General features: G+C 39.4%; 18 protein-coding genes and 1 tRNA gene. 4 read left to right on the top strand and 15 right to left on the bottom strand.

What is annotated here, in order from left to right; translation table 11 throughout:
* Positions 1–200: 200 nt before the first annotated feature.
* The 5 genes from BV60_RS0117430 to BV60_RS0117410 are packed head-to-tail and all read right to left on the bottom strand — an operon-like array spanning position 201 to position 3,821.
* Positions 201–791 (bottom strand): cytidylate kinase-like family protein, encoded by a 591-nt coding sequence (locus BV60_RS0117430; RefSeq protein WP_029323793.1) that lies wholly within the window; start codon positions 789–791, stop codon positions 201–203.
* A gap of 12 nt (positions 792–803) precedes the next feature.
* Positions 804–1,547 carry an amino acid ABC transporter ATP-binding protein gene (locus BV60_RS0117425; RefSeq protein ID WP_029323792.1) on the bottom strand — a complete coding sequence of 248 codons (744 nt, stop codon included), beginning with the start codon at positions 1,545–1,547 and terminating at the stop codon, positions 804–806.
* A complete protein-coding gene (locus BV60_RS0117420) occupies positions 1,537–2,208 on the bottom strand; it encodes an amino acid ABC transporter permease (RefSeq protein ID WP_029323789.1) in 672 nt (223 codons plus the stop codon). Before BV60_RS0117420 ends, BV60_RS0117425 begins: the two co-directional genes overlap by 11 nt.
* Before the next feature lie 52 nt (positions 2,209–2,260).
* The gene (locus BV60_RS0117415) at positions 2,261–3,100 is read right to left on the bottom strand and encodes a transporter substrate-binding domain-containing protein (RefSeq protein WP_029323787.1); all 840 of its coding nucleotides are present in this window, start codon (positions 3,098–3,100) and stop codon (positions 2,261–2,263) included.
* A gap of 4 nt (positions 3,101–3,104) precedes the next feature.
* Positions 3,105–3,821: a gamma-glutamyl-gamma-aminobutyrate hydrolase family protein gene (locus BV60_RS0117410; protein WP_029323785.1), complete on the bottom strand. Its 717-nt coding sequence runs from the start codon at positions 3,819–3,821 to the stop codon at positions 3,105–3,107.
* 394 nt (positions 3,822–4,215) lie between these two features.
* Here BV60_RS0117410 and BV60_RS0117405 point away from each other — a divergent pair.
* Positions 4,216–4,288 (top strand) — tRNA-Lys (locus BV60_RS0117405).
* Between the two features lie 169 nt (positions 4,289–4,457).
* On the opposite strand, the gene BV60_RS0117400 is transcribed toward BV60_RS0117405, so the two are convergent.
* The 7 genes from BV60_RS0117400 to BV60_RS0117370 all read right to left on the bottom strand — a co-directional run bounded on the left by BV60_RS0117400 (position 4,458) and on the right by BV60_RS0117370 (position 12,130).
* On the bottom strand, positions 4,458–5,246 hold the full coding sequence (locus BV60_RS0117400) for a hypothetical protein (protein WP_029323783.1): 789 nt from the start codon (positions 5,244–5,246) through the stop codon (positions 4,458–4,460).
* 79 nt (positions 5,247–5,325) lie between these two features.
* Positions 5,326–5,787 carry a Fe-S cluster assembly sulfur transfer protein SufU gene (gene sufU, locus BV60_RS0117395; protein ID WP_029323781.1) on the bottom strand — a complete coding sequence of 154 codons (462 nt, stop codon included), beginning with the start codon at positions 5,785–5,787 and terminating at the stop codon, positions 5,326–5,328.
* A gap of 22 nt (positions 5,788–5,809) precedes the next feature.
* Positions 5,810–7,024, bottom strand: coding sequence for an aminotransferase class V-fold PLP-dependent enzyme (locus BV60_RS0117390; RefSeq protein ID WP_029323779.1), 1,215 nt, complete (start codon positions 7,022–7,024; stop codon positions 5,810–5,812).
* Between the two features lie 10 nt (positions 7,025–7,034).
* Positions 7,035–8,198 (bottom strand): SufB/SufD family protein, encoded by a 1,164-nt coding sequence (locus tag BV60_RS22305; RefSeq protein WP_051656828.1) that lies wholly within the window; start codon positions 8,196–8,198, stop codon positions 7,035–7,037.
* 4 nt (positions 8,199–8,202) lie between these two features.
* Entirely contained in the window at positions 8,203–9,612 is a 1,410-nt protein-coding gene (sufB, locus tag BV60_RS0117380) for a Fe-S cluster assembly protein SufB (RefSeq protein WP_029323775.1), read from the bottom strand.
* 84 nt (positions 9,613–9,696) lie between these two features.
* On the bottom strand, positions 9,697–10,476 hold the full coding sequence (gene sufC / locus BV60_RS0117375; protein ID WP_029323772.1) for a Fe-S cluster assembly ATPase SufC: 780 nt from the start codon (positions 10,474–10,476) through the stop codon (positions 9,697–9,699).
* Positions 10,477–10,870: 394 nt separating this feature from the next.
* Complete coding sequence (locus tag BV60_RS0117370; protein ID WP_029319159.1) at positions 10,871–12,130, bottom strand: IS110 family transposase; 1,260 nt, start codon at positions 12,128–12,130, stop codon at positions 10,871–10,873.
* Positions 12,131–12,445: 315 nt separating this feature from the next.
* On the opposite strand from BV60_RS0117370, the gene BV60_RS0117365 reads away from it, so the two are divergent.
* Complete coding sequence (locus BV60_RS0117365; RefSeq protein WP_029323770.1) at positions 12,446–13,138, top strand: hypothetical protein; 693 nt, start codon at positions 12,446–12,448, stop codon at positions 13,136–13,138.
* Between the two features lie 18 nt (positions 13,139–13,156).
* Positions 13,157–13,711, top strand: coding sequence for a hypothetical protein (locus tag BV60_RS0117360; protein WP_029323769.1), 555 nt, complete (start codon positions 13,157–13,159; stop codon positions 13,709–13,711).
* Between the two features lie 51 nt (positions 13,712–13,762).
* Here the strand turns inward: BV60_RS0117360 and BV60_RS0117355 are convergent, their stop codons facing one another.
* Complete coding sequence (locus BV60_RS0117355; protein WP_029323768.1) at positions 13,763–14,446, bottom strand: fibronectin type III domain-containing protein; 684 nt, start codon at positions 14,444–14,446, stop codon at positions 13,763–13,765.
* A gap of 282 nt (positions 14,447–14,728) precedes the next feature.
* Between BV60_RS0117355 and BV60_RS0117350 the strand changes: the two genes are divergently transcribed.
* Positions 14,729–15,766 carry a putative manganese transporter gene (locus BV60_RS0117350; protein ID WP_029323767.1) on the top strand — a complete coding sequence of 346 codons (1,038 nt, stop codon included), beginning with the start codon at positions 14,729–14,731 and terminating at the stop codon, positions 15,764–15,766.
* A gap of 3 nt (positions 15,767–15,769) precedes the next feature.
* Here the strand turns inward: BV60_RS0117350 and BV60_RS0117345 are convergent, their stop codons facing one another.
* Both BV60_RS0117345 and BV60_RS0117340 read right to left on the bottom strand, forming a co-directional pair.
* Positions 15,770–17,110: a sensor histidine kinase gene (locus BV60_RS0117345; RefSeq protein WP_029323766.1), complete on the bottom strand. Its 1,341-nt coding sequence runs from the start codon at positions 17,108–17,110 to the stop codon at positions 15,770–15,772.
* 26 nt (positions 17,111–17,136) lie between these two features.
* The gene (locus tag BV60_RS0117340) at positions 17,137–17,811 is read right to left on the bottom strand and encodes a response regulator transcription factor (protein ID WP_029323764.1); all 675 of its coding nucleotides are present in this window, start codon (positions 17,809–17,811) and stop codon (positions 17,137–17,139) included.
* Positions 17,812–17,821: the final 10 nt, after the last annotated feature.

Genomic DNA, 17,821 nt, shown 5'->3' with positions numbered 1-17,821 from the left:
CTTAGTATCTTTTATTTAATCGGGTAAAACTCAAGTCATATGTAATAACAGCATATTACCCCATAATGCTATAAAACCATAGTTTGTATCATGATAAAGCTTAAATGTTCTGTTTGTCAATGTTTGAGGACTTTTAAAAACATCAAAAAACAGACCTCCTCTTCATGGATTTGGTCTGTTTTTTAAGCGAACATTCACATTCAGTTTGACTTTGCAGCTCTACATATAAGGTCTATACAATTATCTATTCCGAGTGTTGAACTTTTTACGGATAGATCATAGTAGGCAGCATTTCCAAACAGAGTATGTGTATAATATTTACAATACTTTTCCCTTGTTTTATCAACAGAGCGAAGATGCTCAAGTATCTTTTCTTCTGTCATATCAGGCATTTTTTCTTTCATTCTGTTAAGACGAAAATGTTCTGTTGCAGAAATAAAAACGTGCAGCGTCCTGTCATATTCTTCAAGTATAATATTTGCATTTCTCCCGACTATTACACAGTTTCCTTTTTCCGCTACCTTCTTGATTGCTTCCCTTTGCGCATTGAACAGGCGCTCGTCCAAAGGCTTGTTATAAAAATCAAAGAGACTCTGCCCAAATCCGAATTCTCTTGGAACCCGCTCGTCATACTGTCTGACTTCCGAGGGTGAAAGGCTTCCGCATTCCATCGCGGCCTTTAATATCATATCCTTGTCACAATAATAAAATCCCAGTCTGTCTGCTACTGCCTGACCTATTGTGCTTCCGCCTGCTCCGAATTGTCTGCTAATTGTAATAATATTTTTCATTATATTCCACCATCACAAAACTTTATTCAGGAAATCAATTGTTCTCGCTTCTTTGGGATTAAGTAAAACCTCGGAAGGTGTACCTTCTTCAATAATATAGCCTCCGTCCATAAAGATCACTCTGTCTGCGACCTCTCTGGCAAATCCCATTTCGTGAGTTACAATAACCATGGTCATCCCATCTGCGGCAAGGTCTTTCATAACCTGCAAGACTTCTCCGACCATCTCAGGATCCAGTGCGGATGTGGGCTCATCAAAAAGCATAATATCCGGCTCCATACAAAGAGCTCTGGCTATGGCAACCCTCTGCTTTTGTCCACCTGAAAGCTGGCTTGGATATCTGCCTGCCTTATCCGCAAGGCCAACCTTATCAAGCATCTTCTTTGCTCTTTCTATTGCTTCATTCTTAGAGCACTTTTTTAGCTGAATAGGTGCAAGAGTAAGATTGTCCAGGATATTCAGATTATTAAAAAGATTAAAGTGCTGGAAAACCATTCCGATATTTTCACGAACATGATTTATATTTATCTTTTTCTGGGTTATATCCACTCCGTCAATTATTACTGTTCCCGAAGTCACATTTTCAAGCTTATTAAGACATCTTAAGAAGGTCGATTTTCCCGATCCGGACGGTCCTATTACACAAACAACCTCTCCTTTATGTATCTTCGTCGAAATATCTTTTAATACTTCAAGCTTATCGTATCTTTTTCTCAGATTTTCAACCTTGATTTTAATTTCATTTTTATCTGCCAATGCTGAGCCTCCTTTCAACCACCTTTGCACTTCTTGAAAGGATAGTTATTACTATCAGATACATTATTCCGACAATGGCCCATGTCTGGAAGGACATGAAAGTATTAGCCTGAACATTTTTAGCTGTATTAACAAGCTCCGGAAATCCTATTACGGATAATATTGACGTGTCCTTTAAAGTTATAATGAACTGGTTTATAAAAGTAGGTATCATTGTTTTTATAGCCTGTGGAAGCACTACCTTTCTCATTGACATACCATAGGTTAACCCAAGTGAACGTGCAGCCTCCATCTGACCGACATCAACAGATTGTATACCCGCGCGAACTATTTCCGCCATATATGCTCCGCAGTTAAGTGCAAGGCAGATAGTTCCTGCCTGCAGTGCGGTTAAATTTACGGAAAAGCCTCCTATGATCGTGTTAAAAAAGTAGGGAACTCCAAAATATATAAAAAATGCCAATACAATCATCGGAACGCCACGGATAATATCAACAAAAATCTGTGCTATGACATTACAGACTCTGTTCTTTAAAACACCCATTATTCCAAATATCATGCCTATAATGCACGCAAAAAACAGTCCCAGCAAAGTCAAAATAATAGTTCTGCCAAGAGCTGTCAGAAGCATTCCGCCGTATACTGTAATAATTTTTATCATTTAAATAGTCCTCATAATAGTAAGGGCAGGTCTTATGCCTGCCCAGTTGTTTTTATTCACCAAGATACTTTGCAATGATCTCGTCGTATTTACCATTTGCTTTAATATTTGCAAGCCCCTTGTTAAACGCATCCACAAGCACCTGATTATCTGCATTAAAAATAGCCAGACCATACTGAGCGGGATCATTTCCCGTTCCCTCGAGAATCTTCATTGAAATTCCGGTATCCTTTATATTTGCAGCCATTATCGGAGTATCATCGAATGCTGCGGCAACCTGTCCGCCTACTACCGCCTGATACATTGTTGGTGAATCCTCGAAATATGTAATAGTAAATCCATATTCATCGGCAATACTCTCTGCATATGCTGCACTCATGGTTCCGGTCTTAACTGCTGCTGATTTACCGCTCATTCCGTCAAAGCCTGTAATATCCGAAGATGCTTCAACAGCCATACTCTGATTTGCATCATAGTATCCGTCTGAGAAAATCCATCCTGATTCCTTTCTCTCATCTGTAATGGATGCACCTGCAATAAGAGCATCTGCCTGTCCTGCCTGACATGCGGCTATTGATGCATCCCACCCGAGAACCTGTACTTCATATTTAAAGCCCTGATTCTCAGCAACAGCAGCAAGTATATCCATGTCTATACCGACAAAGTCCCCGTTATCATCTGTATATTCAAAGGGTTTAAATGCTGTATCAGTCGCAATTTTCCATACCTTGTCCGATGCTGTATCTTCTGAAGCTTCTGTAGCTGTCTCTGCTTCAGCGGTTGCGCTTTCCTCTGCCGGAGCCTTAGTTGAAGGTTCCTTTTCTGCACTGCCGCATCCTGCAACAGTTACCATCATACATGCCATTACAATTCCCAACAGTTTCTTTTTCATATTATTACTCCTTCCTTGTATTAAGACATTCATCCACAAATGCCTGCACTATTTTTTTACTTTCCTTACTTGTTTCGTAGGAAAACTCCGGGTGCCACTGCACCCCTATTGCAAATCTGTGATTTCTCACAGCGATTGCCTCTGTTAATCCATCCTCAGACACCGCCATTTTCTCTACTCTCGGCGAAAGGACTTTAATAGCCTGATGATGATAGCTGTTCACACCATGTATTCCTTCACCTATTATTTCACCTAGCTTCGTACCCTTTAGCACTTCAACATTATGTGCTGTTCTGTTGTAGGGTGGTGACATATGATGTTCAACATTACTACTGTATTCCGATTTTAAGTCCTGATATAAAGTACCTCCAAGATATGCGTTTATAAACTGGATTCCCCTGCAAATACCAAGTAGAGGCTTTTCGTCAGAAAGACATCTTTCGAGAAGATAGCCTTCCATTTCGTCTCTTTTGCTGCATATATCACCGCAAAGCGGCTTTTTATCCTCACCGTAAATATCAGGAGAAATGTCGTGCCCACCTGTAAACAATATCCCATCGCATAATTCGTATGCCTCTCTCAATATTTCTTTATCCTTCGTAAGAGGAAGCATAATCGGCAATCCATTACAGTTCTTTATAACATTCATATATCCGGGCAACATCCAAAGGCTGTCCTTGCTATCATCATAAAGCGGAATAAGTCCAATAACCGGTCTCATATTGTTCTCCCTGTTTATAAAAAGCATTCCTAAACTTATTTTTTTGATCCGGTGCGTTAGGCATATACAAAATTTAGACAAAAAAAACGCCTGCTAAATCTTATAGCAGACGCCTTTGTCTTCGATATTGTTAATATATCTGAATTTTTAATATTGTGCAACATTATAGTTTTACCACATTAAAGTCTTTTTTTGAAAAAAACAATAAAAAAACAAGAAACTTTTAATTATTTTTTTCTTTAAAACCGCTTAATAACAGCATTTGAGCGGTACTATTTATAAAAATAATTTAAATTTGAAAAAAATTTTAAAAAAGTGCTTGCATTATAAAACAAACAGTAGTAATATATCACTTGTCGCCGAGATAACCACTTCGACGAACACCAATGAATAAGCGCTTCTAGCTCAGTTGGTAGAGCACCTGACTCTTAATCAGGGTGTCCAGGGTTCGAGCCCCTGGAGGCGCACGCCGAGTACTGTTTTGTGGGTATATCCCATGGGGCGGTACTTTTTTTGTGCCCTGAAACATTTAAATTATATTTCAGGAAAGCTATTATATATAGGAGCAATTTATTTTAAATAGCCAGTAAAAAAGGCAGAGATGTTCATTTCATCCCTGCCTTTTATTTTGACAAATTATTTAATCTTTGTTCCTATTACGTAACTACCTGATTCTTTTCTTGCTGCAAAGAAATATCCGTCCAGTTTCAAGTAAATAACCTGATTCTTCTTAACCTTGATCTTCACCTTACCTGTCTTTGCAAGATCAATTCTGCCCTGAGCCTTAGCTCTTCTTGATTTGTTATATACTGTATAGTTAAGATGTGACAGGTCATTTCCAAGATCATTATTTGTAATCTTGATTGTCATTGTGCCTGTTTTCTTAGCCTTTATCTTGAATACATCAACGTCTTTTACATTCTGGATCTCTCCATAAATATTCTTTCCGGATTTATATGTCTTTTTCGCAGTCTGAAGGCTGTTTGCGTCATCAGGATTCATTTTAACAGCTACTGTGAAACCGCTTCTCCATCCCTTATTGTTTATGTGAAGGTAAACCGTCTCATGTGCTTCCACCCCGATAAATTCTGTTTTTCCGTTACCCGTAAAGTAACTTGAATTACCTGTGCTCTTTCCATTAGTGTAAAAGAAATTGTAATTTGGCCAGGTGCTTCCGTCTGTATGAGTCATTGTTACTTCTGCCATAGCACAATCATTAGAATTATTGGTAAACTTGTACCATCTGCCTACTTCAGATTCATCCTTTGTAAAAGAACCTGTCTTAAAGCCATTGTCCTCAATTTCAAGCGCTGTTTCTCTTGAAACATTAGTCTCTTCTGCTTTAACCTCAACGCCTCCGCCAAATGCCGTTACCCCCGACACTGAAAGCGCAAGCGCCATAACAAAACCTAAAACTTTTTTCATTTCCCCAAACTCTCCCTTTTTATAATTTCCCCCTCGATATATATTTCAGAATTATGTTAAAAATTCTGTAAATACCAAATTACTGATTCTCTGTAGATACATTCCCTGCTTCTTCAGGGTGCTCAAGCATTTTCTGCATTGTCTTCCATCCAAGAACCGCACATTTAACTCTTGCAGGCATATGTGAAATATCCTGGAGTGCTGCTGCCTCATCAAGTTCTTCCAGCTCTTCTTCATCCTTTATTTCACCCTTTATCATTCCCATAAATGTTCCTGCAAGCTTGATCGCATCTTCCTTTGATCTGCCTATAACCTGATCTGCCATCATATCAACAGATGCCTGTGAAATGGCGCAACCGGATCCTGAAAACATAGCATCCTCTATAACACCATCCACAACCTTAAGCTGAAGGGTAATATCATCTCCACAGCTTGGATTTACTCCTCTGAGAATCAGATCAGGCTTCTCCATATTCCCCTTATGTGAAGGGCGGAGATTATGCTCATTTACTATTTCTCTGTATAAACCTTTTAAATCCATAACAACCTCATTTATTGCAATATTAATAGCCCATAACGCTTCTCACACCCGCAAGATGCTCAAGAAATCTGTCCACTTCCTCCTCGGTATTATAGAAGTAAACGCTTGCTCTCGCAGTTGATCCGGCTCCGATAAACTGCATAAGTGGCTGAGCACAGTGATGACCGGCTCTTACACATACATGATCATCGTTTAAAACAGATGAAATATCATGCGGATGAACTCCATCCATTGTAAAGGTGACTATTCCACTATGCTTATCAGGGTCTGAAGAACCGTATATCTTGATATATGGAAGTTTTTTCATGCCCTCCATCATGCGCTTTGTAAGCTTCTTTTCCTGTTCCTCAATAAAATCAAAGCCAACATTTTGTAGATATTTTATTGCAGCCTCAAGGCCTACCGCACCTGCTGCATTAACAGTTCCCGCTTCAAATTTATGCGGTAGCTCTGCATATGTGGCATCTTCTCTTGTAACATATTCTATCATCTCACCGCCTGTAAGAAACGGCTTCATGTTTTCAAGAAGATCCTTTCTTCCATATAAAACACCTATGCCCATGGGTGCCATAAGCTTATGTCCTGAAAATGCATAAAAATCCGCACCAAGCTCTCTGACATTAACAGGAATATGCGGTGCTGCCTGTGCTCCGTCCATGATAACAGTAGCACCCTTTTCGTGTGCATATGCTGCTATTTCCCTGACAGGATTAGTTATCCCAAAAACATTTGATACATGACCGATTGAAACAATCTTTGTTCTGTCAGTAATCTTGCTCTTATATTCCTCGGGTGTTATTACACCTTCTTCATCAGGTTCTAAGTAAACAAGCCTGGCTTTCTTCTGTTTTGTGACCATCTGCCATGGAAGAATATTGCTGTGATGCTCCATGACACTGATAACTACTTCATCGCCTTCATTTACATTTTCTAGCCCATAGCTATATGCAACAAGGTTCATGGATTCTGTAGTATTTCTGGTAAAAATAATTTCTTCCGTAGATGATGCTCCGATAAAATCCGCCACTGTTTTTCTGGCGTTTTCATATCTTTCCGTAGCCTCTACACTCCAATCATAAAGCCCTCTTAATGGATTTGCATTGGAGTTCTCGTAAAAATCCTTTATTGCATCGACTACACAATCAGGCCTCTGCGAGGTTGCTGCGTTGTCAAAATATATGTAATCCCCTTTGCTTAGTATAGGGAAGTCTTTGCGGTAGTCTTCAGGTCTGGCCATTTGCTTCTCCTTACAAAATAGTTCTAATAAATTGCTGAATACGTATTATCATTGCCTCATCCGGTATCATTCGGGCAATACTTTCCATACGAGCACGAATCATCAGCTTTTTAGCTGATTCCTCATCTATTCCCCGGCTCTCCATATAAAAGATAGTATCATCTCCAAGCTGTCCGATAGACGCACCATGACGTCCGTCCACATCCTCTTCCTCACAAAGGATTACAGGTATTGTCCTATTAATTACATCAGGGCTAAGTAGCAAAGTATCCTCCTGCTCATCGCCTACAGATCCGGCACTTCCTGATTTAAAATCAAGTGTTCCGCGGAAGGTCTTTTCAGCTTCGTCAAGGAGTACACCCCTGAATACCATGTTGGACAAAGTTTTCTTACCCATTTGATCAGCAACATAGTTCATGTCATACGACTGCTTATGACGACAAAGATATCCTGTGTGATTGTTAAATACACTCTTATCTCCGACAAGTGTTATCCTGCAGCCTCCCCAGGTTTTTCCTGCTCCAAGCTGCATATTTATAGTCTCGATATCTGCCTTGTCATCACATACTCCGCCAATATCCTCAAAATGGGTTATCTTCTCACCGAGCATCTGAACCTTAATAAGGTTGATTTTTGCTCCCTCTTCAGCAAGAAGTCTGGTCTGAATTCCCAAAAATCCATTTGCTTCAGGTTCTGAATCATATTCCATAATAACCGTCAGCTCTGAACCCTTTTTAGCATAAATCACCTGGCTCCCCAGAGCACAATCGCCATCCTTAAGTGAATATTTGATTGTAACAGGTTCTTTAATTTCATATCCCTCTTCTGCAGTGATAAGCGTAACAGGTACATTCATTTCCTTCATCAGCTCATCTATTTCTGCACCCATTCCTGTTTTTACAGTCTGAGTATCATTAAGAGGTGATGTATCACCGTTTGGTCCCGGAAGAGTTGTCTTACGGGAGGCTATCTTTTCATTAATACCGCTAAAAAGCTTTTGTATATCCGCTTCGGTTACATTCTTTGTTACAGTAACCGATGTAGGAACATTCTCAGCATCAGGTGTAGCCACATCCTGAATCTTTATATCCTTAATTTCTATCTCACTGTTATTTGACTTTAAAAATCGATAAGTCAGGGCAGGGAGATAATTTACCTTTAATGTGCTATTCAATTTCTCAGCCTCCTGACATCTCAAGCTTGATAAGATTGTTCATTTCTACTGCATATTCCAGAGGAAGTTCCTTAGAAACAGGATTAGCAAAGCCGCTAACTATCATAGCTCTGGCATCTTCCTCCGATAAGCCTCTCGACATCAGATAGAATACTGCCTCATCACTGATCCTTCCTATCTTGGCTTCGTGTCCCACATCCGCATCATTGGTTCTGATATCCATTCCGGGAATTGTATCAGCTCTTGAAATGGAGTCAAGCATAAGTGAGTCGCATGAAACCGAAGTTTTTGCATGCTTAGCCTCTTTGTTGATAATAACAGAGCTTCTGTAGGTTCCTATTCCTCCTGACTTCGAAATTGATTTGGTGGAGATCAGAGAGGATGTATACTTACCCTGGTGAACAACCTTTGCTCCGGTATCAAGATTCTGTCCTTTACCGGCAAAAGTGATACCTGTATATTCCATTGTGGAATGATCACCCTTAAGAATGGTCATGGGATACAGATATGATGTATGTGATCCAAACGATCCCGATACCCACTCCATTCTGGCGCCTTCTTCAACCAGCGCACGCTTCGTGTTAAGGTTATACATATTCTTTGACCAGTTCTCTATAGTTGAATAACGGAGTCTGGCATTCTTCTTTACAAAAAGCTCAACACATCCTGCATGAAGGTTAGCTACATTGTATTTTGGCGCTGAGCATCCTTCAATAAAATGAAGATCAGCACCCTCATCAACAATTATCAGAGTATGCTCAAACTGTCCTGCACCCGCAGCGTTAAGTCTGAAATATGACTGAAGGGGAATATCTACCTTTACTCCCTTGGGAACATATACAAATGAACCACCTGACCATACCGCTCCATGAAGCGCTGCATATTTGTGATCTGTGGGTGGAACAAGCTTCATGAAATACTCATGAACCATCTCTGCATAATCACCTGTAAGGGCACTCTCCATGTCCGTGTAGATAACGCCCTGCTCTGCAACTTCATCCTTTACATTATGATAAACAAGCTCTGAGTCATACTGTGCTCCAACGCCTGCCAGTGACTCACGTTCTGCTTCCGGAATCCCGAGTCTCTCAAATGTATTCTTTATATCCTCCGGAACCTCTTCCCATTTACCCTTCATATCAGTTTTTGATCTGACATATGATGATATGAGATTCATATCCAGTTCATCCGTATCGGGACCCCAGTCGGGCATCTCAAGCTTATTATATATTTCCAGAGACTTTAGTCTGAACTCTCTCATCCATTCGGGATCATGCTTTTCCTCAGATATCTTTTTTACAATATCCTCGGTAAAGCCATCCTCCATGCGGTAGAAGTCCTGCTCATTCTCCACATCTTTTATGTCATAGACACTACGGTCAATGTCTACAACCGATTTATTGTTTTCACTCATTAATTAACCTCATCCGTCAGCTTTACTGACATCTTATATTAAAAGTTGAAGTTTTATTTTTTTGTTTATAAACGGTACCCTTCATTATTTTTGGGGATTGCATCCGTCGCAGCCTTCACATCTTATATATTTCTCAAATCCATGCTCATTGATCTCTTCAACAAGACTTCCGTCGCCTGTTGTCACAATATGTCCTTTTACAAGTACATGTGTATAATCAACGTGAAGAGACTCTAAAATCTTGGTACTGTGAGTAATAATAAGAAGTGCTCCGTCCTTCTTTTTCTGATACTCCTGAATACCCTTTGAAACAGTTCTTACGGCATCAACGTCAAGACCTGAATCTGTCTCATCAAGAATAGCAAGCTTTGGATTAAGCATAAGCATCTGAAGAATTTCAGCCTTCTTCTTCTCACCGCCGGAAAATCCAACATTAAGATCACGGTCTGCATACTCTCCATCCATTGTGAGAAGCTCCATTGCTTCGCCAAGCTGCTTTTTATACTGAAGAAGCTTAACCGGCTTTCCGGTCTGCTCGTGATAAGCATTTCTGATAAAGCTTCCGAGGGATATTCCGGGAACCTCAAGCGGATTCTGGAATGATAAAAACATTCCTGCCTTAGCTCTCTTATCTGCAGGCTCTTTTGTTAAATCCTGACCATCAAATAAAATTGATCCCTTTGTAACGTTATAGTGAGGATTACCCATTAATGTATATCCGAGAGTGGATTTACCTGCACCGTTGGGTCCCATAAGAACATGGGTCTCACCTGCTTTAATCTCCAAATTTATGTCGTGCAGAATTGGAAGATCCTCAACTGATGCGGAAAGGTCTCTGACCTGCAATAAAGACTGTTCTGACATATTATTACTCCTTTAATTGTCTGACTGTATGTTCATTTTACGCATAATCTTACCGATTATAGCATAAAATATTGAATCTAAGGGAAAAATCCGATATTTTCTCTTTTCCTACTAAATTACTAGGAATTATATTAGCAAATGAATCTTACAATGGCAATAGCCGCTTAAATAAACAATGCAAAGTTCACATTTTTTGCGACATCCCATGCTGTAAATCGAAAAAATACAGGTCGACAATGGTACAACTTGAATATATAATACAAATTCGGAGACAAGAATATATGAAGGGAGCTATAAGTTTGAAACAGAGAGGTAGCGGATAGGAATAAAGTTTAGGGCATGACAAATAAACCACCTGGAGGTGGTCGAAAAATTAAATATTTAGGCTAAAGATCTACGATGTCACTTCTGCAAGATCATCTTTGATGATAAAACCTCTGGACTTCAATAGATTGAGAGCCTGAGTTGTTGTAAGAGTTTTCTTCTCTTCAGCAGGCTTCTGAATAAGATAACCATCATGGGTATAGGACTTAAGATCTGTGAGTATGTGCCAGATAGCGGTCAGGAGCATACGGCAGATGGCAATGATGGCTTTCTTGTGACCACGATGTGATTTAATACGGCGATAACGTTCTGTGATTTCAGGATGCTTCTTGGATTTGATCAAAGCATTTGCAACTTGCACCAATACTGGTTTAAGATAACTACCAGCACGGGAAATCCTAGTGGATTTGATTTTGAAATTGCTTTGGTCATTGCGTGGACAGCAGCCAGCCCAGGAAACAAGGTGCTTGTCTGTGGGGAAGACGGACATATCGCCACCTATTTCTGAAAGTATCTGTATTGCCGTGAATGGATTTTTATCCAAACCCGGAACTGTACGAATCAGGGCAAGAGCATCGTTGTATGGATCAGAAACACGAAAGATTTCCCGCTCTATTTCATTCTTGTGTTTCTCTAACTCATCTATGTGATCCAGACATTGGCGAAGCTTGATTGCTTGTTCTTCACAGATTGCACCATCAACGGCAGCCTGGATTTCTTCAATTGGATGCTTACATCGTCTGTCAACAAATGGAGAAACATCGAAACATTCTCCGGGATGCTTAAGAATATATTCAGTTATGGATCTGGAAGATTTTCCAAATACATCAGTGAACACTTCATCAAGTTTAAGATTTGATACTGTGAGACAATTAAGAGCGCGATTCTTCTCACCTGTGATCATACAGGAAATCTTGAATCGGTATCTCACCAGATCTCTAAGATGACGGATGTCAGCTGGTGGAATGAAGGAAGGCTTGATCATGTCGCACATGAATAAGTCACATATCCATTTTGCGTCCTTACGGTCGGTCTTATTACCTTTTTGTGGTTTTGTATATTTGGGATGAGCAAGTACGACATTGCAAGTCTTTTCAAGGATATTAAAAACAGGTATCCAGTACTTGCCGGTAGATTCCATGCAGACATCAATGCAATGATGCTTGGTAAGCCACTCAGCAAGTTCACGCAATCCTCTTGAGAAGGATGAGAACCTTTTCTCAAAATACTCAGTGCGGCCATTTGCATCGGTAATGCCAATGCATGCAAAGATCCAGGTTTTGTGGACATCAAGTCCACAGCAGTTCTTTCGAAAGATTTTAAATGCCAATAGATAACCTCCTGTCAAATTTTATCGTTGTAATGCTGACAGTGACTGGTCATCCGGCGAAATCGAGACAACTTCGGAAGAGATAAGTTTACGGGCTACGTTATGCGCCATTCGTTGATGCCTTTACAGATGACCGACAACATATAAGTATGCGAGGTAGCCGCTATACCGCCCCGCCACTCACCTCCACGTGTTCTGTAGTGTGTCAGCCTTACAAACAAAGAATAAAACAGGAAACTTTAAAATAGAAGATGGTGAAAGACGCAGGGTTTCATAACCCCGTTGGTGTCTTTCACAGAAAGACGGTTAATAAGTATGAAAAAAGTACAAACCAAATCAGTCTTCGCGAGAACTCTTCTCGCTGTTGCAGCGTTTATGCTTGCATTTAGTTTCAACACAGTAAAATCAAAAGCATATGACGCAACACCCGGTTTCAGTCAGTATTTGAGCAGCGGTTCAGAATGGACTTCAAAAGGCAGTCTTGATATCGCTTCTCTTTTCGACATTGAAAAAGGTGACAAAATCTCATTTAATGTAGCTGATAAGTCTATCTGTTCCGCAAAGCTTATCAAAACCAAGAACAAAGGCAAAATCTATTACAGCTGCTACATCACACCCAAGAAAGCAGGCACAACAGATATTACCTGCACAGTAACAAGAGGGGCTCAGGTATACACCACAAAATATACTTTCACAGGTGTAAAATATGACAAGCCTATCTCATCAATCAAGATCGGCAAAAAGGATTATGCCAAGGCTCTTAAGAAATCACCTTACCTCTATGGTACAAAACTTAAGGGTACTCAGAAAATCGATGTTCAGACCACAGACAGATATACTGTTGAATCCATTTCTGTTTCAGACGGTAAGAAAAATTCCAAACTTGCTATGTATGAGAATGGTGACACAGTAAACTTAAAGAAATGTGCACATCTCATAGTCCTTTTAAAGGATAAACAGTCCGGAGATTATCGTTCAGTAAGCATCATCAAAAATAAGAAAAAATAATTTTGGGGGACAAAACTAATGAATAAAAAAATTTCTTCAATCGTAAAAAGATTTTTAGCAGTTGCTCTTGTTGCTGCTATAGCATTTTCAAATCCTATAAGTGTAGAAGCTAAGACAAAATCAAAGACTCTTAAATCTGTAAAATCCTTTGAAACTACGACAAGTATTATTGACGCAAACGCAACTCCCGTATCAAAGGGTAACTACAAATTTAAACTTAAGAAAATCGGCTATGACGGAAGAGCTTATATTAAGTTTACAGCACCTGCAACAAAAACATATAAATTCACTTTAAACAATCTGCGTTCCAATAATGGCAAATATGCATGCGGCTTTTATTATATTATGAAAACAGATCCCAATCATCCCGAGATTTGCTCTCAGACTGATGTACAGACTAAAGGCGGTAACAGACATGATCTGTTCTTTGCAAGTAAGAAGACAAAGGATAAACAGTTCATTACCAAGAGAACCGCTTCTGTTCCTCTCACACAGGGTGAAACAATTTATGTTCACTTCAACGCATCAGGAATTCTTTCAAAATACGTTACATTTAATTTCAGCATCAAGTAATTTATTTCTATAAAAACAGCTGCCTTAGCAAATTGCCAAGGCAGCTGTTTTTTAGTGATTCCACTCTGATGTATTGTAATAAATAGGGCTGCTTGCACCGCTCTTACTTATAGGAGTGATGTATAAAAGACCTGTTGTATAGGTTGCTCCGTTAACCTTCTTAACGCCCTCTACATAAACATAATATGTCTTATTGCCCTTAACCTTCTGTTTTCCGATTTTCTTTATATTAGCACTGGTTTTCTTTCCGTTTACTGTCTTAACCTTTTTAAAGGATCCACCCTTTGAAGTTGCAACATATACATTGAACTTGTTGATGCCCTTAATTTTCTCCCAGTTAACATTTAAAGTACTTCCTATTATTTTTCCGCCAAGTTCACGGACATCCTTTCTTGGCTCTTTTGTTGTTATTGTCTGCCATTTGCCGTTAACCTTTTTAGATTCAGTTTTTTTGTAGTTACAGTTTGCTACAACATATGTGTAATACTTTGTTCCGGGCTTTAATCCTGTCATCTGATATGTTGATGCAGTATTAGGTACAACTACCTGACCGGCCTCAGCCATTGCTTTTGCGGATGACATGTCTTCACCCCATCCAATGCTGTAGTTTAAAACCTCATAAACACTGCTTCTCTCCTGTGACCATGATATATCAATTGTGGTCTCTGTCTGAGCAGTCTGAATAAGTGATGCTGCCTTAGCAGTTGCAGCATTAAAGCTGATTGCAATAAACATTGCGCCTATCGCAAGAAATACTCACGACAATTTGGAAATCTTTTCTTTCATTCCCCAATTCCTCCATTTGAAAATATTAAACTGTTATGGTAACATCCCCTCAGCTGATTACCGAATTTACATTCTATCAGTATATAACCTGCATTTACAAGATAATTTATTTCAGTTATTTACTGTATTTCCAATACTATATTTCAAATATAAAGATTCATTCTAAGTCAATTTGCAAATTGTCATGTAATTATGTTTAAATGAATTTATTATATAAAAAAGGAGAAAACAATGAGTTTTTGGATTCCTGTGCTAAAAGACACCATTGAAGATGGTTTAAAAATACTTCCGTTTCTGTTTATTACTTATCTTATAATGGAATATCTTGAACACCGTACCGGTGACAAGACTGAAGCCATGGTGCAAAAAGCAGGTAAATTCGGCCCCCTGATAGGTGGGATTTTCGGAGCATTTCCCCAATGCGGTTTTTCTGCAGCCGCAACAAATCTGTATGCCGGACGAGTAATTACACTAGGAACACTTATAGCGATATATCTTTCCACCTCTGATGAAATGCTTCCGCTTTTCATTTCCTCAAAGGCTCCCATATCTGAGATGGCTGCAATTATCGCGATGAAAGCGGCGCTTGGCATTATCTATGGATTTCTGATTGACTTTCTTATTGTTCATTACAGGAGATGGAAAAAAAGAGCAGAAAGAGACAAAGTCAGAATAGATGAGCTCTGCAAGAGAGAACATTGTCATTGTGAAGATGATACACCTAAAATATCTGCTCACAGAGGAAGAACCGAAAGAGAGGCTGTAGGCAGTTCCAATTCAACCGGTGAAAAAGCCCTTAATAAAAGCATAAGCAAAGCTGCAATAGCAAAAGAAGCAAGCACCCATCATGAGCATAAACACGAAGAGGGCCACGGAAATATTCTCCGTTCAGCCCTCATACATACAGCTCACATATTTATTTATATCTTGCTCTTTACGCTTGTACTCAATGCACTTATAGAGTTTATCGGTGAGGATGCTCTTGCAGGTTTTCTGCAGGGTAACACTATTTTAAGTCACGGATTGGCAGGGCTCGTAGGTCTTATACCAAACTGTGCCGCCTCTATAGTAATAACCGAGCTTTACCTTAATGGAATAATTACCTTTGGTGCTATGATGTCCGGGCTCCTTGTAGGTGCAGGAGTCGGACTTTTAATACTTTACAGAGTAAATGAAGGAACGCTCAGAAATGTCCAGATAACAGTGATTCTCTATATCATCGGTACTTTTACAGGTTTTATTCTGGATTTACTTGGAATAATCGTCTGATTATTATTGCATTTTAATCATTGGAACCTTTACCTTAAATCTGATTGTCTTGTCATTTTCAGTTTCTGCTTCTATGGTTCCTCCATGGGAAGTCGCGATTGCCCTTGCTACGGAAAGACCTATTCCGTATCCTCCGGTTTCGCGGCTTCTTGACGTATCACCACGATAAAAACGGTCAAACAATCTGTCAAGATTACCTTCAGGTACCTTTTCACAGGTATTTGTTACCTCAAATACAGCTGTTCTTAATGCTTCATCACTTGAAAGCTTTACATGAACTTTTCCGCCATTTTCCGTATATTTCATCGCGTTATCTATAAGAAGAGTGAACAACTGTCCAAATGAATTTTTATCTCCGTTTATGTGTATATTCTCTTCTATATCACAGGTGTATTCGATTTTTTTAAAATCAGAAACCGCTCTGAAATAAACTGTGCTCTCATCTGCAATTTTACTGATATTTATGTCTGAAAAGGCGAGATGAATATTCTCCTCTTCCATCCTTGATAATGCCAGGAGATTTTTTACCAGACCATCCATTCTTTTAATCTGATTCTTTGTACTCTTAGTCCATTCGCTTGAGCCTGCCTCAAGTTCTATCACATCCATATTTGCTGATATCACAGCCAGAGGAGTTTTAAGCTCATGTCCCGCATCCGTTATAAATCTTTTCTGTTTTTCAAGAGATTCAACCACAGGCTCAACTGCCTTTCCCGAAAAGAGATACACCAGTATAAACATTGCTGCCAGTGCGATAAAGCCTATTATAAGTGTCATTATAAAAAGTCTGCTTGCATTATAAAAACCTGCACTGCAATCCATAAAAATCATCAGATAAGAACCATCCTCGTTTTTCTTAACAAGGTACCTGTACTGATTATCTATATAACCTCGATGGTTATCCATATTATTGAAAAATAAATGCTTTGCAAAATCCGCAGCATCAGAAGATGAGACGGCTGCAATATGTCCTGTATTAATTTCCGTAACTTTGCCGGTCTCTGTAAGCTTTACCCAAAAGTATCTTGATTGAAAAGGCAATTCAATCGACCTGTTATAAAGCATTCTGTTATTAAAAAAAGGATCTTTGAATTCCTCCGGTCCCACATCGGTATTCAAAGGATTACCTTCTTCAGGTTCTTTCATTTCACCATTTTTTTTCAGAAAGTCTCCCATATCCGGAAACATTCCGTCGTTATCCGCAAGTATATTAAGTGTATCATCAGCCCCTGCCTGCACCTGTATAAAATTGACCACATTAATGACTCCAATTATACCAATCAGTATAAGCAGCAGGGATAGCATTGCTGTAAGCACAAATTTCCGCCTAAGTTTTTTAACCATCAGATTCCTCCAAGCAAACACGTCTGTTATACTTTTTCATGCATGGAATAACCTACTCCCCTGGATGCTTTTATCTCACAGGTTGCTTCAAGTGCTGAGAGTTTTTTTCTGAGATTTGAAATATATACCCAGACAACATTCACATCAGCCTCTCCGTCGGCCCATATTCTGTCCATGAAGGAATCAACAGATACAACTCTTCCCGGAGTCTCCATAAGCATCTCAAGCATCTGAAACTCTCTTCCCACAATTCTTACAGGCTCATGTCCGGGTGTCTTTAGTTCATAGGATGCCCTGTCCAGTTCCAGGTTTCCACACGACAGGTTATTCGGCGCAAAATCTGCTTTACGCCTTGTCATTGCACGTATTCTTGCAAGTAGCTCTCCCATTTCAAAAGGCTTTGTAAGATAATCATCCGCGCCAAGATCAAGTCCCTTAATTTTTTCCTCTGTCTCTGATTTTGCGGTAAGCAACAATACCGGTGTACTGATACCCTTTTCTCTTATTATTTTCAAGACCTCTGTACCCTCAAGATGAGGCATCATTATATCCATTATTATTCCGTCATAATCACTGGTCAAAATATAATCAAGCGCATCCTGTCCGTCGTAAACAGCGTCAACCGTATAACTTGAATGCTTTAAGATAGCAACAAGTGCGTTTGAAAGTTCCTTTTCATCTTCAGCAAGAAGTAGTTTCATCTAAATTGTT

The organism is Butyrivibrio sp. AE3004 (genome assembly GCF_000703165.1).
Classification (GTDB): domain Bacteria; phylum Bacillota; class Clostridia; order Lachnospirales; family Lachnospiraceae; genus Butyrivibrio.
This window is presented reverse-complemented; position numbering and strand designations above follow the sequence as displayed.

What these genes read in the sequence shown, in the direction of transcription:
- BV60_RS0117430 (WP_029323793.1), bottom strand. Translation starts at nt 791, where the DNA reads ATGAAAAATATTATTACAATTAGCAGACAATTCGGAGCAGGCGGAAGC.
- BV60_RS0117360 (WP_029323769.1), top strand. Translation starts at nt 13,157, where the DNA reads ATGAATAAAAAAATTTCTTCAATCGTAAAAAGATTTTTAGCAGTTGCT.
- BV60_RS0117390 (WP_029323779.1), bottom strand. Translation starts at nt 7,024, where the DNA reads ATGGCCAGACCTGAAGACTACCGCAAAGACTTCCCTATACTAAGCAAA.
- BV60_RS0117415 (WP_029323787.1), bottom strand. Translation starts at nt 3,100, where the DNA reads ATGAAAAAGAAACTGTTGGGAATTGTAATGGCATGTATGATGGTAACT.
- BV60_RS0117410 (WP_029323785.1), bottom strand. Translation starts at nt 3,821, where the DNA reads ATGAGACCGGTTATTGGACTTATTCCGCTTTATGATGATAGCAAGGAC.
- BV60_RS0117365 (WP_029323770.1), top strand. Translation starts at nt 12,446, where the DNA reads ATGAAAAAAGTACAAACCAAATCAGTCTTCGCGAGAACTCTTCTCGCT.
- sufB (WP_029323775.1), bottom strand. Translation starts at nt 9,612, where the DNA reads ATGAGTGAAAACAATAAATCGGTTGTAGACATTGACCGTAGTGTCTAT.
- BV60_RS0117350 (WP_029323767.1), top strand. Translation starts at nt 14,729, where the DNA reads ATGAGTTTTTGGATTCCTGTGCTAAAAGACACCATTGAAGATGGTTTA.
- sufC (WP_029323772.1), bottom strand. Translation starts at nt 10,476, where the DNA reads ATGTCAGAACAGTCTTTATTGCAGGTCAGAGACCTTTCCGCATCAGTT.
- sufU (WP_029323781.1), bottom strand. Translation starts at nt 5,787, where the DNA reads ATGGATTTAAAAGGTTTATACAGAGAAATAGTAAATGAGCATAATCTC.
- BV60_RS0117345 (WP_029323766.1), bottom strand. Translation starts at nt 17,110, where the DNA reads ATGGTTAAAAAACTTAGGCGGAAATTTGTGCTTACAGCAATGCTATCC.
- BV60_RS0117420 (WP_029323789.1), bottom strand. Translation starts at nt 2,208, where the DNA reads ATGATAAAAATTATTACAGTATACGGCGGAATGCTTCTGACAGCTCTT.
- BV60_RS0117340 (WP_029323764.1), bottom strand. Translation starts at nt 17,811, where the DNA reads ATGAAACTACTTCTTGCTGAAGATGAAAAGGAACTTTCAAACGCACTT.
- BV60_RS0117400 (WP_029323783.1), bottom strand. Translation starts at nt 5,246, where the DNA reads ATGAAAAAAGTTTTAGGTTTTGTTATGGCGCTTGCGCTTTCAGTGTCG.
- BV60_RS0117355 (WP_029323768.1), bottom strand. Translation starts at nt 14,446, where the DNA reads ATGTTTATTGCAATCAGCTTTAATGCTGCAACTGCTAAGGCAGCATCA.